Origin of the sequence: Methylobacterium planeticum (genome assembly GCF_008806345.1) — a bacterium.
GTDB lineage: Bacteria > Pseudomonadota > Alphaproteobacteria > Rhizobiales > Beijerinckiaceae > Methylobacterium > Methylobacterium planeticum.
In genome coordinates this window covers 21,615-36,563 of record NZ_VZZJ01000034.1, presented here as the reverse complement: position 1 = coordinate 36,563, position 14,949 = coordinate 21,615, and the positions used below count along the sequence as shown (strand labels likewise).

Here is a 14,949-nt window from a genome sequence, read left to right as displayed (position 1 = left end):
ATCGGCCCGAGAGCGCCGAGCCCAGCCGGGCGCCGCCCTCACACCCTGTCGGCGAAGGTCGAATCCGACCATTCCGCCAACCCGGCCGGACGGGGCGGGGCGGCTTGGCGCGAGTGCCTCGGCGGCGGGGCGCGCGGCGCGGCCTTCGGGGACGTGCCGTCGCGCGCCGGCTTTCCCGGTCCCCGAACGGCGTTGAACTCGAACAGGAGGCAATGTCCCGCCGGGTCGACGACCCAGCCATCCGTGAGCCAGCCGATGAACCGGCCGGAGAACGAGAAGACCTCCTCGCCGACGAGATACGCGGCCGCGCGGCCATCCCAGAAGTAGATGGTCCGGCCGTCGCAGAAGGCGGCGGCCCGGCCCTGGTGGTCGAACAGGTCGATCATGGTCGCTTCAGCTCCGCACGGGGGCGGCGGGGCGGGGAGCCCCGCGAGGCCGCGTTCGGCACCGGGCCTTCGCCGATCAGGAATCCGGCGCGGTCGAAGGGGCCGCGCCGGGCCAGAGTGCCGGCCCGGACTGTGATCGGGGGCCGCAGATCCCCCGTCGCGGGGCCGGCCGTGCCGGCGAATCCGTCGATCCCATCGCCGCGCTCGTCGAGGTCGCAATGCACGGGGCGGCCCTCCATCAGCTCGGCGGCGGGTGCGGGGCCGACCCTATCACATCGGGGTGCCGCTGTATGCGCCGCGCCGGGGAGGGGCCCGGCCCCCGTCGAGGCCGCGCCCCGTCAATCGGCCTTCGGCATCGGCTTCCGGTAGATCGTGCGGAACAGGTCGCCCGCCTGCTCCTTCATCCGCACGACCTCCAGGTCGGTGAGGCTGCCCGAACAATTCGCATTCAGGAAATTGGCGTCCGTCAGGTCCGCCGGCTGGAGGATGGACTTGGTGATCATCAGCCGCCAGGCGCAGCCCAGGACCCGGTCTCTCGTCACCGCCTCGTCGCACCCGTTCGTCAGGCAGGCGGAGACGTCGCGCTGGGCGGAATGATCGCCGGCGAGCGCCTTCGGAAACGACGCCTTGAAGCCCCGCTGCGTCCCCTGGCAGACGAGATCGGATTGCGTGCAGGCCTGGAGGTAGGGGTCGGCGGATTGCGCGCGGGCCCAGCCCGATCCCGCGAGAAACAAGAGAGCCACGACCGCAAGTCGTTTCATGGCTGGCGCACTCCGAAGACTGGGAAACGTCCATATGATCACGGCCTGCCGCGAAAATAAGACGTGTCGTGGCGTTGATACGCTCCGGCGCCGCCGGCCGGGCGGTAAAGCCCGGCACCGCGGAGGTCCGCCGGGCCCGACGGTACCGGCGTCCGATGCACGAGAGCCCGGCCTCCCACGATCGCAAAAATAAATCGCTGGTCGGGATAAATTTTCGACCAATATTTATGGGCGCGGCCAAAGGTTTTTCAAACCGCGTTGTGCTAGTCTCCCGCTCACGCCGAATTTTCGAGAGTCTGACATGCTGCGCGCGCTCGCCGTCACCGGGGCCTTGACGATGCTCGCCGCCGCAGCCCCCCTGCCGCCGCAGCCCCGACCCGCGGCCGAACACGCCAGAACCGAGCACGCCAGAACCGAGCACGCCAAGGCCGAGGCCACGATCCGGGAGAAGCGCGACACCGAGAAGCGCGAGGCCGAGATGAAGCGGAACCAGCTCGCCAGCGAGACCCGCGACAAGGCCTGGGACGGCCGGATGAAGCGAACGATGAGCGGCGTCTGCCGGGGATGCTGAGCGTGAAGTTCGATCCGGCCGAGATGGCGCACCTGCGCGACCTGCACTGCCTCACCACCGACGCGCTCGGACACCTCGTCTATGCCGGCCTGACGCAACCGGAATCCGAGGAATATTTCGCCCTGACGCGGGAGAACGGCTCGGACCGAAGGGAGGGGGAGACCTCCCTGGCGCTCAACGCCCGGCGCGCGCGCTACCTCGCGCTCCACCACAGGATGCGGGAGGCGCAGATCAAGGCCCGGGCGACCTCCGCTGCGGCGCAGGCGCCGGACACGCCCTGACCGGGAGGCCCGCGCGCGGGCCGTGATCCGGGGTGGAGATCGGCCGCGATCTGATCCGCCGGACGGACATGGCCATTGCGGGTCGGCGCCCCATGTGGGGGGCATGAGAAGCAGCAAGCCGGACCAGTGCGAGGTCAAGATCGATGGTGCGTGGCGAACCGCGAATCTCTCCGAGGCGCACGGGGTCTACCGCTCGGCGCCGAAGCGGTGTCCGGCCTGCCACGGGCTGGTGATGGTCCACGGGGCCTATGCCAGCGACCGGCGCCTCAGCCTCGCCCACCGCAAGGGGCATAGCGGCTGCCCGCTGATGCCGAAGAAGTTCTCGGGCACGCCCTCGCCCCACCCGGACGCCCTCGCGTGACCCGCCACGCGCACCGGACGCCGCGGGTCCGCGGTGCGGGGCCTGGATTCAGGAATTGTAGCTGACGAGGGCGGTCACCAGGGAGCCGTGCTCGCGGACCAGGGCGCGCGCCTCCGGGTCGCTCGCGGTGGCGGCGTCGGAGCGCGAGCGCGGGATCTCGTAGACGTCGTAGCTCGCCGCATCGCTGTCGGGCTTGACGTAGCCGAAGCCGCGGGTGGCGCGGCCGAGGTGCCGGTCGAACAGGCACACGGCATCCGCCGGCGAGACCACCTTCTCCGCGGAACTCAACCGGGCCGTGTCGCCGTAGACGCGGCCTGTGCCTCTCTCGATCACGATGAAACGCGCCATGCCCATCCTTGTCGGAGCCTGTCCTGCCCCCGCAGGTGGGACCGGGCGCGGCCGGAGACAAGGCGGGGAACGGTGCGCCCCGCCCTCGGGTACGGGTCAGGACGCAGCCGATCCCGGGCGCGGGCCCGCCCCGGACGTGATCGCCCAGATCTTCGACGCGGTCATGCCGGGCATGGGCGGGGCCGCGCCGGCGAAGCGGCTCCGGAGCCGCTTGCCGGACCTGCCGGTGGTCCTCGCCTCGGGATGCAGCCACGTGCTGGCCCGCGAGGACGACCACGGCTTCGCGCTGCTGCACGAGCCCTGCTCGGCCGAGCAGCTCTCCGGCATCCTGCGCAAGGTCGCGGACACGGCGCAGCCCAGGCCGGACTGATCGTGCCGGACTGATCGTGCCGGACTGATCGCGCCGGATTGCGGCGAGGCCTCCGTCGCCGCCAGCCCCGGCGCGGCCCGCCCCGCGGGGATCCGCGGCCTGCCCCCGCGGGGATCCGCGGCCTGCCCCCGCGGGGATCCGCGGCCTGCCCCCGCGGGGATCCGCGGCCTGCCCTTGTCCGATCACACACTAATAGATAGTATCCTAACGTTCTGGCCCGACCCCCGGTCGGTGCTCCGTCAGTCTCGACGCGGGGAGGCATGCGGTGGCCGCGAAGGATCTGCGCCCGCTCCGGCAGGCCTACACCCACACCCTGTTGCTGGCCGGGCGCCAGTGGCGGCGCCTGGCCGACGCCGCCGCGGAGGCGCACGGCATCTCGGAGGCGCGGGCGCTGCCGCTGGTGCTGATCGGCCGCCTGGGGGGGGCGCCGCGCCAGAACGCCCTGGCCGAGGCGGTGGGCATCGAGGGCCCGTCTCTGGTGCGCCTGCTCGACCAGCTCTGCGCGGCGGGGCTCGTCCAGCGCAGGGAGGATGCGACCGACCGGCGCGCCAAGGTGCTCAGCCTCACGCCGGCCGGGCAGGCCGTCGTGGCGGGGATCGAGGCCGATCTCGACCGGTTGCGGGACGCGGTGTTCGCGACGGTGGGCGCCGCGGACCTGGAGGCCGGCCTGCGGGTGTTCCAGGCCGTGCAGGACCATGTCCGCGCGCACCCCGGCGCCGAGGCGGCCGGGGCCGGGGTCGCCGGGGAGGCGGCGGAATGAGTCTTCCGGGCTGGCGCGACTGGGCCTTCTCGATCAAGACCTTCGGGGCGGCGATGCTGGCCCTGTTCCTGGCGCTCTGGATCGACCTGCCCAAGCCCTACTGGGCCGTCGGCACGGTCTACATCACCAGCCAGGTGCTGGCCGGCGCCACCCGCTCGAAGGCCGTCTACCGGGTCTGCGGCACGGTGATCGGCGCCGTCGTCACCGTCATCCTGGTGCCGAACCTCGTCGACGCGCCCGAGCTCCTGACCCTGGCCATCGCGCTCTGGGTCGCGGTCTGCCTGTCCTTCTCCCTGCTCGACCGCACCCCGCGCAGCTACCTGATGATGCTCGGCGGCTACACGGCCGCCCTGATCGGCTTCCCGGCGGTCGGCGACCCCGGGGCGATCTTCGACGCCGCGGTGGCCAGGGCCGAGGAGATCACCCTCGGGATCCTCTGTGCCAGCCTGATGTCCTCGGTGGTGCTGCCGCAATCGGTGGCCCCCGTGATCGCAGGCCGGCTCGACCTCTGGCTGCGCGACGCCCGGGGCTGGGTCGTCGACGTCCTCGGCCGCGCCCGCCCGGCGAGGGACACGCAGGCCAAGCGCCTGCGGCTCGCCTCGGACGCCGTGGCCTTCGACGCCCTGGTGACGCCGCTGCGCTACGACATGACCGGGGCGGAGCGGTCGGCCGCCGCCCTGGCGACGCTGCGCCAGCACATGCTGATGTTCCTGCCCATCGTCTCGGCGATCGCCGACCGCATCGAGACCCTGGAGCGGGCCGGCGCGCTGCCGCAGCGCCTGCGCGGCCTCCTCGACGACATGGCCGGCTGGCTCGCCTCCGGAACCACCGACCCGGCCGAGGCCGCGCGCCTGCGGGCGGCCGCGGAGGCGATCGCCCCGAGCCTCGACGAGCGGCCCTCCTGGGAGGCAATGGTGCGGGCGAGCCTCCTGGCGCGCCTCCTCGACTTCATCGACCTGCGCCAGGACGCCCGTCTCCTGCAGCGCCACATCGTGGACGGCACCCCGGTCACCGAGGCCCTGGCGTTCCGGTACACGGCCGAGGCGCGCACGATCCGCCACCGCGATCACGGCATGGCCCTGCTGTCCGGCGTCGGCGTCTTCCTCTCCGTCTGCCTCGCGAGCGCGATCTGGATCGCGACCGGCTGGCCCGATGGGGCCGGCGCCCCGATGATGGCGGCGGTCGGGTGCTGCTTCTTCGCCGCGCAGGACGACCCCGCGCCCTCCATCGTCGGCTTCGCCAACTCGGCCATCGTCGGCGCCCTCGGCGCGGGCACCTACCTGTTCGCGGTCCTGCCGCTCGCCACCTCCTTCGAGATGCTGGCCCTCGCCCTGGCGCCGGGCCTGCTGCTCTGCGGGCTGTTCATGACGCAGCCGCGGACGGCCCCCATGGCGATGGGCGCGGCGGTCAACGGCTCGACCATGATCGCGCTCCAGAGCAGCTTCAGCGCCGACTTCGCGGCCTTCACCAATTCCTCCGTCGCCGTCATCCTGGGGATGTGGTCGGCGGCGCTGGTCACGCGCCTCGTGCGCTCCGTCGGGGCCGCCTGGACGGCGCGGCGCCTGCGGGTCGTCAACCGCCGCAGCCTCGCCCGGGCCGCGGAGCGGCGCGGCGCCCAGAACGGCCTCGAACTCGCCGCGCTCATGCTCGACCGCGTCGGCCTGATCGCGCCGCGCCTCGCCGCCCTGCCGCCGGACGACGCGGAATGGACCGCCGACCTCCTCGCCGAGGTCCGGGTCGGCATCAACCTGGTCGAGCTCCGGCGCGACCGCCGGCAGCTCCCGGCGCCGGCGCGGGCGGCGGTCGAGCGCCTGCTCGCGGCCCTGTCGCGCCACTTCCGGCGCGCGGCCGCATCCCCCCCGGCCGACCTTCTGGCGATCATCGACGAGGCGCTCGAGGCGGTCTCCGCCGACGCCCGGCAGGCCGCCGGCCGCGCCGCGCTCATGGGCCTCGTGGGGATCCGCCGCGGCCTGTTCCCGGAGGCACCCCCGTACCGCGCGGGGCCGCCGGCGCGCACGCAACCGGGTCTCGCAGCATGATGAGCCTGCGATGACGGGCGAGCTCGACCTCTACGGGGTCTTCATCCCGGGCCTCGCGGCCTGGATGCTCATCGCCTTCGCGGTCAGCGTGCCGCTGCGGCGGATCCTCGCCCGGGCCGGGTTCTATCGCCTGGTCTGGCATCGGCCGCTCTTCGACCTCGCCCTCTACGTGGTCCTCCTCGGCATCGTCGTCTCGGTCGCGGTGCCGTTCGCCTCATGAGCCTCCCGCACCGCCTCCCGCTCCGCGCCCGTGTCCGGGCTCGGACGATCCCCGTTCCCCGCCCCGGCATCGCGCGGCGTCCCGTGCCCTGCCGCATCGCCGTCCTGATCCCCGGGCCCACCCCATGACGCGGCTTCTCGCCCTCTCGCTTCGCCTCGCCCTCACCCTGGCGATGGTGGCCCTCGCCATCGTCGTCGGGCTGGCGCTCTGGGACTACTACATGAACGCCCCCTGGACCCGGGACGGGCGGGTGCGCGCGGACGTGGTGGCGGTGGCGCCGGACGTCTCGGGGCTCGTCACCCAGGTCCTCGTCGAGGACAACCGGGTGGTGAAGCGGGGCGACGTGCTGTTCCGGATCGACCCGGAGCGCTTCACCCTGGCGCTGCGCCAGGCCGAGGCGATGGTAGAGGGCAAGAAGGCGAGCGCCGAGCAGGCCGCCGCCGATTACGTCCGCTACAGCAAGCTCAGCGACGCCGCCGTGTCGCAGCAGAAGGTGGAGCTCGCCCGGGCGACCGACCTCGAGGCCAAGGCGGCCTACGACCAGGCGACGGCCGACCGGGACCTCGCCCGGCTCAACCTCGAGCGCTCCGCCGTGAAGGCCTCGGTCAACGGGCGCATCACCAACATGGAGCTTCGGCCCGGCACCTACGTCACCACCGGCCGCGGCGTGATGGCGCTCATCGACAGCGACACGCTCCGGGTCGAGGGCTACTTCGAGGAGACGAAGCTGCCGCGCATCCATGTCGGCGACAGGGCCAGCGTCCGGCTGATGGGCGAGACGGCCACCCTGACGGGCCGGGTCGAGAGCTTCGCGGGCGGCATCGAGGACCGCGAGCGCACGGCCGGCTCCAACCTCCTCGCCAGCGTCAACCCGACCTTCGCCTGGGTCCGGCTCGCCCAGCGGGTGCCCGTCCGGATCGCCCTCGATCCCGCCCCGGCGGGCGTCCGGCTGGTCTCCGGCCGCACCGCGACCGTCGCGGTCGAGGCGGGGGGCGAGGCGCCGCGGTTCGACCTGCTCGGGTTCTGGCGCGCGGCGCCGGCCGCGACCGCCCCCCGGGGCAGCGGGCCCTGAGCGCCCGTCCGCCCCGTCCGCGCGCGGGCGGGCTCGGTGCCGCGAGTGCCAGCCAGGTGCCGGCCGCCGCGCGCCTCGTCTCGGGAATCCGTCGGAACGCGCCGCGGCCAGCGGCCCGGGCCGTCCACTTGGCCCGCAGGGCCGTCTACTTGGCCCGCAGGGCCGTCACGGCCGCGTTCGCGCCCTGCAGGAACCCTTCGGCGTAGCGCTCGGCGGCCTCGCTCGACCCCCGCCCGTCGAAGGTCGCGACGGACCGGGCCAGGGCTTTGACGAGCGTCTCGCCGAAGACGACATCGGCGCGCCCTTCCTCGAGGATCGCGGCCTGCCCGCTCGCCGCGATCTCCGCCACGCAGGCCCGGCCATCCGCCGCCCCGCGCTCACGCTCGTCCTGCGCCACCCTGCCGCTCCCTGATCCGCCGGCCCTCGCAACCTCAACAGCCGCGACGGCGGTCCCGGTTCCGCGGATCCCTGCGGCCGGGCCTCCGACGGGACCCTGTCGCGGTCCGGCCTCCGCCGGGACGCGCTCGTGCGGAGGGTGCCGCTCCGGTTTCGACGAAGGGCGCCGGCGACCGCAGCGTCGACGCCCTCCCGGTGGCGACCCGGACGTCCGGAGGGGCGCGAGAGCCTTCCGGTTCGGGCCGGATCATGGCCGCGGCGACGAGCGTTCCGCCCGATCAGCACCGACGATCCCGCGGCCGGCATCCGGACGGGCCCGGAAGCCAGGATTGCCCGCCCTCGACCGGACGCGGCAGGACGGGGATCCGAACGGGGTCGGGGCCTCTGGCAGGCACGCGCTGCCCGGCGTGTCGCGGATCGAGATCATCCGATTCTCGACAGTCTATAATCCTGGACACGGCGTGCGAGCCGGCACGTCGCGTCGGTGATCAGCACCCTATATCAGTATCACACAAGATTTAGCAGGCACCGGATCCCCCGGACCGCCGTCTTGAGGAGACTGAAAGACCATGAAGACCCGTATCACCGCCGTCGCCGCCGCTCTCGTCCTTGGCATGGCCTCGATCTCGTCTGCTATGGCCGCCCCTCGATCTTCCGTCTGGACCGGCTTTGCGCCCTACGACGTCGAAACCACTGGCTCGTTCGAAGCGCCCTTCACCGGGACCTACGGTCGCAACCCCGCGACTTGCCCGATGAGTTCCGCCGCCGAGGGCAATGCGAACCAGCAGAACTTCCCGGTCAAGCAGTACGGCCAGACCGCGGGCGGCAATCGCTGCTGATTGCGCAGGGACGCCGGCGGCGTGGCGTTGAGGGTGTTTCCCTCCGGCATGATCGGCGCATTCGTCTGCGGTCTCGTGATGACGGCGATCGGCTCCGTCGACGTCCCGCGGGGCTGAGCGCCCGGCCGTCGATCGGCCCCCGTCTGGTGGGCGCGGGGCTCCGGCGCCCCCGGCCGGCCGGATTGAGTTCGGGCCGGCCACCCGTTACCGGAAGCGCGGGCATTCCGGTCTGGGATTTCCGGTGGTGCGGGGTATGGTCCGGGACCGGGCGGACGTCCCGTTGGCCGGCGGGACGCTGCGGCGCCCCGAGGCCTTGCAACCGAGCGTCGACACCACCGAGAGGATTCTGATGCTTCATTCACGAGTCGGGCGCGCCTTCATGATGAGCGTCGCCCTCGCGCTCACGACGGGGATGCCGGCCTTCGCCGAGGAGCCCTCGACGGCCGAGCAGACGATCGACGTCATGAACAAGCTCTTCGGCAAGCACGCGGGCTTCCGGGCCAACCACGCCAAGGGCGTGGTGGCCGAGGGCAGCTTCACGCCCTCGCCCGAGGCGGCCAAGATCAGCAAGGCCTCCCTGTTCCAGGGGCCGGCCGTGCCCGTGACGGTCCGCTTCTCGGACGCGACCGGCGTGCCCACCATCCCGGACGGCGCGGCCAACGCCAACCCGCACGGCATGGCGATGAAGTTCAAGCTCGGCGACGGCTCGGAGATGGATGTCGTCGTCAACGCCCTCAAGTTCTTCCCCGCCGCCACCGGCGAGGAGTTCCGCGACCTCCTCAGAGCGGCCTCCGAGAGCGGTCCGGACGCGGCGCACCCGACGGCGCTCGACAGGTTCGCCGCCGCCCACCCGGCCGCCGCCACGGCCGGCAAGACCGCCAAGCCGCCCTCGAGCTTCGCCCGCCAGACCTATAACGGGGTGAACGCCTTCGTCTTCGTCGACAAGGACGGCAAGCGGCAGGCGTTCCGGTACCGCTTCGTGCCGGTGCAGGGCGAGGACATCCTGCCGGCCGAGGAGGCGGCCAAGCGCGGGCCGAACTTCCTGATGGAGGAGATCGGCCCGCGCCTCGCGAAGGAGCCCGCGAGCTTCCGGGTCCTGGCGCAGCTCGCCGAGCCGGGCGACCCCACGAACGACGCGACGAAGCCCTGGCCGGACGACCGGAAGACCGTCGATCTCGGTACCCTGACGGTGAGCAGGGCCGTGCCGGACAGCGCCGAGGCCGAGAAGGCGCTGCTCTTCATGCCGAACGCGCTCACGGACGGGATCGAGGTCTCGGACGATCCCCTGATCGACGCCCGGGTGCAGGCCTACGCGGTCTCGTTCGGGCGCCGCTCGCAATGAGCTGAGGCGCGCCCCGGGCAGGCCCGGGCGCGCCGGCGCCTGCGAGCCTGCCCGTCGCTCAGCGGGTCGTGCCGGGGGCGGGCGTTGCCGGGCTGCCGGCACGCGCGGCGCCGGGGGCGCCCGGGCCGGTCCCGGTGCGCGCCCCATCCTTCGTGGCGCCGGTGCCGGTCATTCCGCCGGCTCCCATGCTGCCGGTGGACGCACCGGCATCGCCGCGGGCGCCCGGCTTCCCGGTGCCCGCGGCCTTGTCGCCGTCGCCGGCGGCCAGGGCGATCCCTGCGCTGCCCGCGAGGAGCAGGGCTGCGAGGAGGGGGGTGCGGATCTGTGGTCTCACGGTGCCTCCGATATCGGTCACGCCGGCGCGGCGATGCCCGCTCGGCGGACCAACGGAGGCCGCCCGGGGACGTTCCCGGCCGGAAGCGCCGGGCCGCCTCGCTCCCTGCGGCCCTGGCCCCGGCGGACGATCGCCGCTCACGCCCGCGAGGCCACGGGCTACCGCCCGGCCTGGCGGCTCGGGTCGTCGGCCGGGTTGATGTAGTTCAGCCCGAACGGGCCGAAGCCGTTGACCTGCAGCGCGACCGGCTCACCCGTGGTCCAGAGCGAATGCGGCATGTCCTGCGGCAGGTAGACGAAGCCGCCGGTCCGCAATTCCCGGCCCGCCGCCTTGTCGACCGTCTCGCCGTGCTGGTGGAAGATCGAGCCCGACAGGATCGTCAGCGTCTCCGGCTTCGCGTGCGTGTGGGGCGCGATGAGGGTGTTCGCCGGGACCTTCACGCGCAGCACGAAGGCCCCCGGCTTGGCGGGATCGCCCGCAACCATGCTGATCTCGGTGCCCTTCGGCAGGTTCGGCGGACCGGGCTGGTAGACGGCCGCCGCGGGATCGGGAAGGACGACCATCCCGCCCGCGTCGGGTTCGCCCGCGCCGACGCCCTGCGTCGTCGCGGCGGCGTCCGCGACGCGCGGCGGCATCCGGTTCTTCACGAGGTACTTCACCCCGTGCTCGAACGAGAGGTCGTTGTCGCCGCGGATGTCGACGCTGTAGGCCTGCTCCGGGGTGCCCGCCGTCAGGTCCTTCACGTAGACGTTGATGTTCAGGATCAGGTTCGAGACCTTCTGGATCTCGCCCGTGACCGCCACATCGGCGCCGAGCGTCCGGGCGAAGTCGTCGGCGCAGCCCCCGCACTTGCGCAGGTCCGCGCTCCTGGCCACCGCCTCCCGAACGGGCTCGGTCGACACGAGGCGATAGCGCCCGCTGTCCTGCAGCTGCCGGCGCAGGAGATCGGTCAGCGGGCCGAGGCGCGCCTTGTCGGCCTCGGTCGGCGCCTGGGCGCCGAGATTGGCGAGCTGGAACTCGAACACGGCGGCCTTCGGCGGGTCGGCGTAGGCCGCCGTGGCACCGAGCAACGTCGCGGTGAGCGCGAGGGCGTGGCGAGCTGTCATGTCCGTTCCTTCCCGTTCGGTCTGGAGGTGGAACGCGCGACCGACCGGTTCGTGCGCGGTCCAGGCATCAGCCCGCACGGCCGCGCGTTCCCCCGGATGAGCCGGGGCGGGTCGGCGTGAACGGGATCGCGTTCGCCCGGTTGGTCCCAGGCGGGATGCCTCCGGAGGCCACCTCCAGCCCGCCCGGCTCAGCCGTGGCGGGCCTTCCTTCGTCTCTCCGGCACGGCGGCCGGCAGCCGAATCTCCGCGACCCCGCTCGCGGGCCTCGTGCCCGGCGTCGTGATGGTCGCCCGCGTCGCCGCCGTCCCGAACACGCCGATCCCCGCGCGGCACGCGCCGCGCGCCCCGCCAGAGGCGTTCCTCGGCCGGACTAATTCCCGATGCCCGGCCGTCTACCCTATGACCCGATCAGCCCCATCGAAGGGTCACTCCAAGCAACTTCACCCGCCCGGCTCCTTTGTCGGCGCGGGTTTTTCTTGTCGGTGACCCGTTTGGGGGATGCAGCCGCGCGCCGCGCCCGCGATCATCGCCGCAGCCGTCCGAGAGGGGGCGGCCTCGGCCGAACGCCCCGCGCGATCGGACGCCGGCACAAGGCGTCGAGCCAGCCACGTCGCGCGCTGGCCCGCCACCGCACCGACGCCGCGCCGGAAATCGTCCGGCAACACCGGCGCCCGGAATCGGCGGCCTCTGGAAACCACGGGCGCGCGAAACCACGGGCGCGCGACGGCGTTCGGTCTCGTATGCGGACGCAGAGCCTCGCACACGATCATCGCATCAGGGCCGAGCACTGGAGGCGCCTGGCGCAGAGCTGGGCGAGCGCGGGCAACCAGAAGGCCAGCGCGGATTGCCGGCGCCGGGCAGGGATCTGGGAGCGGCGCGCGGCGGATCTCGAGGCCGGCGCGGGCCCGTCATCCCCGTCGGATCACGCGGATTGAGCCGGCAGGCCGCCCCCCCGCGGCGCGGCTCGGCCTTCAGGCCCGCGGCCGGCGCTCAGGGCGCCAGGCGCCGATCGCGTCCTGGCGGGCCTCGAAGGCCTGTCGGATGCCGGTGCCGGCCTCTCCGCGCCCGTCCGGCGGCGGTCCGATCGGCATCGTCGCCCGAGGTTTCGAGCGGATTGCCGCCCCTGGAACGAACCGCTCCCGGCGAACGTCTCCGACACACGCAGGATCCCGGGAGAGAACGATGGACGATGATCGCGTTTGGTCCTTTGAGAAGAGCCTCTGGACCGGTGATGCGGACCATTACCGCGAACTGGTCGACGACGCCTGCCTGATGGTGCTGCCGCGACCGCCCTTCGTCCTGAGCGGCGCCGAGGCCATCGAGGCGGTCGCGAACACCCCGCGCTGGTCCGATGTGACGCTCTCCGAGGGGCAGGTCTCACGGCCGCAGGAGGGCCTGATCGTCATCGCCTACCAGGCCAAGGCCTCGCGCGACGACGAGACGTACGCGGCCCATTGCACCTCGACCTACCGGCGCCTCGAGCACGAGGTGTGGCGCGTCGTGCAGCACCAGCAGACGCCGCCGCTGGTGAACGCGGCCGCCGAGAAGACCGGCGCCTGATCCGCATCCGACCGGGCGGCGTGTCGGGGCCCGCGCCGGGCACGCCGTCTCGTCACGCCACGCAGGTGCGGACGACCGCCGCCCCTTGCGGCGGGCCGGCGCGCGTCACCTTCGCGGCGGCGGAGCGCGTCGTGCCGGCCGGGGCCGCCTGCGCCGCCGCCGTCACGGACGGCAGGTGCGCGGCGCCCAGCATCAGGCCGGCGGCAACGACGATGCGGACGAGCGTGTCGAACATGGTGCTTCCCCTCTGCGGCCGTGGGCGGCCGTCATGTGGGGCAGCGTGTAGAAGCTTGGCGTTGCGCGCGGATTTCGCAGCCTGTTGCGTCGGCCGCGCCTGGACGGGATCAGGCGGCCTTCAGGCGCCTCGTGTTCTCGGCCACGTGCTCGCGATAGCGGGCGATGACCTGGTCGGGGGTGCCGCCGAGCATCAGGGTGCCGGTCGCCTCGAAGGCGGCCCACATCTTCTCGGAGACCATCGCGTGCATCTCGGCCCGGCCCTCGCGGCCGCCCCAGGCCAGGCGAACCAGCCGCAGCTCGATCACGGTCTGCGCCTCCAGAGCGAGCATCAGGGCGGCGAAGACGGGATTGGACATCGGGAGCTCCAGGCTGCGACGGCGCAGCGGAGCATCAACGTCGCGGACCGATGCGGCGATCCCTTGGACCCGACCGCGGGCCGGCGAGGCGTGCCGCGGCCGGCCGCCGGAGCGGGGGCCGCGGCACCGATCGGGGCGGGGCCGCGTGCTCGCCTCAGTCCGAGCCGTATCCCCCGGCGATGACCCGCTCGTCGAGCTTCCGATCGACGGTCTCGACCGTCCGGTCGATCTCGGGGTCGGGCGCACCGAGCTGATGCGAGATCAGCTTCACCAGGAGGTCGACCCGCTCGATGAAGGGGGTCCCGTTCGCCACCGCCCGGGCCGCCGACGAGGGCTTGAGCAGGCTCTCGGCGGCCTTGGCGTATTTCTCGAAGGGCACCTGATCCTCCGGGTCGGCGCCCAGGCGCCGGGCGATCGCGTCCACGTGCTCGTAGATCGCGCGCGAGCGCGCCAGGTCGCCGTGCACCGCGTCGCGGATCGACTGGGGCTCCTGGGGCGTGATGCAGCGGTAATTGCCGGTCAGCAGCATCGACCACTTCGCCAGGGGGACGAACAGCGATTCGAACACCTTCAGCTTCACCGGCACGTCCTGGCCGTCGAGCCGCACCGCGTCGATATCCGCCTCGAGCTCCCGGAGCAGCTGGTTGTGCGCCGCGTCGGCGAACCGGGCCGCCTTGAAGTTCGTCGGCAGCCCGACATGCAGGACGTTCGCCCCCTCGTCCGGCGGGCGGAAGGCCTGCGGATCGGGCGAGCAGAGCGACATCAGCCCCGGCTCGAACCGCTCCCAGACCCCCGCATTGGTGTAGGCCTCCTCCAGCTCCAGCTCCGCCAGGGCCGGGATCCGCTTGAGATAGGGCAGGGGCGGCATGTTCATGAGCGAGAGGCAGGGCAGCTTCGCCGCCGCGACCTTGATCATCAGGACGCGGATCGTGTGGTTGGTGTATTGCGGCTCCTGCATGGCGAGGCCGACGAGGTCGTAGCGGGACACGTCGACATCCTCGGGCGGCATCGCGTCGAGGGTGCCCGGCAGGTCGCGCGACCGGATGGCCCGGTGCTCCGCCTCGTCCCGCAGCTTGATGCGGACTTCGGTCCCCTCGCGATTGATCAGGTCCGCGGTCTTCCGCCGGCAGACCAGCGTTACGTTGTGACCTGCCATCAGCAGCTTCGTGCCGAGCAGAGAACCGTACGAGGCCCCCAAGATCAAAATATTGCGTGGCATGTTTCCTCCCAGGACTTCTCTTGATGCCGACGTCCGATCACGGAACCGGATGCCGGCGCCGCCCCCGGTCTCGGGGACGAACGCGAGGCCCGCGGTTTCCGGAGCGGTGATAACGGCTCGAACGGAGTTGGTCATACCTGCCGCGGGCCCGCCGCGCACGTCCATCTTCTCGCGCGCCGGCCCCTGCGCACGATCGGTCCGGCCTCTCGCGCCCGGACGGCGCCGACGAAGCGGCCGCCGGCCTCGCCGCGCGGGGGATAAGGCGCGGCTCCGCCGGTGCGGATTCCGGGCGCTCCGCCCGCGCCGATCCGGAGAGGGGGCGGGGGCTGGTCCGCGCCTTCGCCTGCTGCGGCGGGCTCCTCGCCTTGGCGGGCCCGCGGCGGCGCCGGCG

General features: G+C 72.9%; 19 protein-coding genes and 1 pseudogene. 11 read left to right on the top strand and 9 right to left on the bottom strand.

Features of this window, described 5'->3' with window-relative positions; translation table 11 throughout:
* Nucleotides 1-38: 38 nt before the first annotated feature.
* Nucleotides 39-386: a 4-fold beta flower protein gene (locus F6X51_RS24345; protein WP_150966353.1), complete on the bottom strand. Its 348-nt coding sequence runs from the start codon at nt 384-386 to the stop codon at nt 39-41.
* A 338-nt stretch (nt 387-724) separates the two neighbouring features.
* Nucleotides 725-1,147 carry a hypothetical protein gene (locus tag F6X51_RS24340; protein ID WP_150966351.1) on the bottom strand — a complete coding sequence of 141 codons (423 nt, stop codon included), beginning with the start codon at nt 1,145-1,147 and terminating at the stop codon, nt 725-727.
* Between the two features lie 301 nt (nt 1,148-1,448).
* Between F6X51_RS24340 and F6X51_RS24335 the strand changes: the two genes are divergently transcribed.
* The 3 genes from F6X51_RS24335 (at nt 1,449) to F6X51_RS24325 (ending at nt 2,360) form a co-directional block, all read left to right on the top strand.
* Nucleotides 1,449-1,718, top strand: coding sequence for a hypothetical protein (locus tag F6X51_RS24335; RefSeq protein ID WP_150966349.1), 270 nt, complete (start codon nt 1,449-1,451; stop codon nt 1,716-1,718).
* A complete protein-coding gene (locus F6X51_RS24330; RefSeq protein ID WP_191970246.1) occupies nt 1,712-1,999 on the top strand; it encodes a hypothetical protein in 288 nt (95 codons plus the stop codon). The genes F6X51_RS24335 and F6X51_RS24330 overlap by 7 nt, the downstream gene beginning before the upstream one ends.
* A gap of 103 nt (nt 2,000-2,102) precedes the next feature.
* Nucleotides 2,103-2,360 (top strand): hypothetical protein, encoded by a 258-nt coding sequence (locus tag F6X51_RS24325; protein WP_150966345.1) that lies wholly within the window; start codon nt 2,103-2,105, stop codon nt 2,358-2,360.
* A gap of 48 nt (nt 2,361-2,408) precedes the next feature.
* On the opposite strand, the gene F6X51_RS24320 is transcribed toward F6X51_RS24325, so the two are convergent.
* Nucleotides 2,409-2,708 carry a hypothetical protein gene (locus tag F6X51_RS24320; protein WP_150966343.1) on the bottom strand — a complete coding sequence of 100 codons (300 nt, stop codon included), beginning with the start codon at nt 2,706-2,708 and terminating at the stop codon, nt 2,409-2,411.
* Nucleotides 2,709-2,844: 136 nt separating this feature from the next.
* Between F6X51_RS24320 and F6X51_RS24315 the strand changes: the two genes are divergently transcribed.
* From F6X51_RS24315 to F6X51_RS24295, 5 genes are all read left to right on the top strand, one after another.
* Nucleotides 2,845-3,078 carry a response regulator gene (locus F6X51_RS24315; protein WP_191970245.1) on the top strand — a complete coding sequence of 78 codons (234 nt, stop codon included), beginning with the start codon at nt 2,845-2,847 and terminating at the stop codon, nt 3,076-3,078.
* Between the two features lie 265 nt (nt 3,079-3,343).
* A complete protein-coding gene (locus tag F6X51_RS24310; protein WP_150966341.1) occupies nt 3,344-3,838 on the top strand; it encodes a MarR family winged helix-turn-helix transcriptional regulator in 495 nt (164 codons plus the stop codon).
* A complete protein-coding gene (locus F6X51_RS24305; RefSeq protein ID WP_150966339.1) occupies nt 3,835-5,877 on the top strand; it encodes an FUSC family protein in 2,043 nt (680 codons plus the stop codon). The genes F6X51_RS24310 and F6X51_RS24305 overlap by 4 nt, the downstream gene beginning before the upstream one ends.
* Nucleotides 5,878-5,887: 10 nt before the next feature.
* The gene (locus tag F6X51_RS24300) at nt 5,888-6,097 is read left to right on the top strand and encodes a DUF1656 domain-containing protein (RefSeq protein ID WP_150966338.1); all 210 of its coding nucleotides are present in this window, start codon (nt 5,888-5,890) and stop codon (nt 6,095-6,097) included.
* Between the two features lie 124 nt (nt 6,098-6,221).
* Nucleotides 6,222-7,169 carry an efflux RND transporter periplasmic adaptor subunit gene (locus F6X51_RS24295; protein WP_150966336.1) on the top strand — a complete coding sequence of 316 codons (948 nt, stop codon included), beginning with the start codon at nt 6,222-6,224 and terminating at the stop codon, nt 7,167-7,169.
* Between the two features lie 145 nt (nt 7,170-7,314).
* On the opposite strand, the gene F6X51_RS24290 is transcribed toward F6X51_RS24295, so the two are convergent.
* A complete protein-coding gene (locus F6X51_RS24290; RefSeq protein ID WP_150966334.1) occupies nt 7,315-7,566 on the bottom strand; it encodes a hypothetical protein in 252 nt (83 codons plus the stop codon).
* Nucleotides 7,567-8,134: 568 nt separating this feature from the next.
* On the opposite strand from F6X51_RS24290, the gene F6X51_RS24285 reads away from it, so the two are divergent.
* Together F6X51_RS24285 and F6X51_RS24280 are read left to right on the top strand one after the other, a co-directional pair.
* Complete coding sequence (locus F6X51_RS24285; protein WP_150966332.1) at nt 8,135-8,404, top strand: hypothetical protein; 270 nt, start codon at nt 8,135-8,137, stop codon at nt 8,402-8,404.
* Between the two features lie 349 nt (nt 8,405-8,753).
* A complete protein-coding gene (locus tag F6X51_RS24280; RefSeq protein ID WP_150966330.1) occupies nt 8,754-9,746 on the top strand; it encodes a catalase family peroxidase in 993 nt (330 codons plus the stop codon).
* 58 nt (nt 9,747-9,804) lie between these two features.
* Here F6X51_RS24280 and F6X51_RS24275 read toward each other — a convergent pair whose 3' ends face one another.
* Nucleotides 9,805-10,080, bottom strand: coding sequence for a hypothetical protein (locus F6X51_RS24275; protein ID WP_150966328.1), 276 nt, complete (start codon nt 10,078-10,080; stop codon nt 9,805-9,807).
* Nucleotides 10,081-10,706: 626 nt separating this feature from the next.
* Nucleotides 10,707-11,186: pseudogene (locus F6X51_RS24270) on the bottom strand (DUF3280 domain-containing protein); the annotation flags it as partial.
* Nucleotides 11,187-12,368: 1,182 nt separating this feature from the next.
* Here F6X51_RS24270 and F6X51_RS24265 point away from each other — a divergent pair.
* Nucleotides 12,369-12,746, top strand: a complete 378-nt coding sequence (locus tag F6X51_RS24265; RefSeq protein ID WP_150966326.1) for a DUF4440 domain-containing protein — start codon at nt 12,369-12,371, stop codon at nt 12,744-12,746.
* 52 nt (nt 12,747-12,798) lie between these two features.
* On the opposite strand, the gene F6X51_RS24260 is transcribed toward F6X51_RS24265, so the two are convergent.
* From F6X51_RS24260 to F6X51_RS24250, 3 genes are all read right to left on the bottom strand, one after another.
* Nucleotides 12,799-12,981: a hypothetical protein gene (locus F6X51_RS24260; protein ID WP_150966324.1), complete on the bottom strand. Its 183-nt coding sequence runs from the start codon at nt 12,979-12,981 to the stop codon at nt 12,799-12,801.
* 109 nt (nt 12,982-13,090) lie between these two features.
* A complete protein-coding gene (locus F6X51_RS24255; RefSeq protein ID WP_150966322.1) occupies nt 13,091-13,339 on the bottom strand; it encodes a hypothetical protein in 249 nt (82 codons plus the stop codon).
* Between the two features lie 154 nt (nt 13,340-13,493).
* Nucleotides 13,494-14,558: a ketopantoate reductase family protein gene (locus tag F6X51_RS24250; protein WP_150966320.1), complete on the bottom strand. Its 1,065-nt coding sequence runs from the start codon at nt 14,556-14,558 to the stop codon at nt 13,494-13,496.
* Between the last annotated feature and the right edge of the window lie 391 nt (nt 14,559-14,949).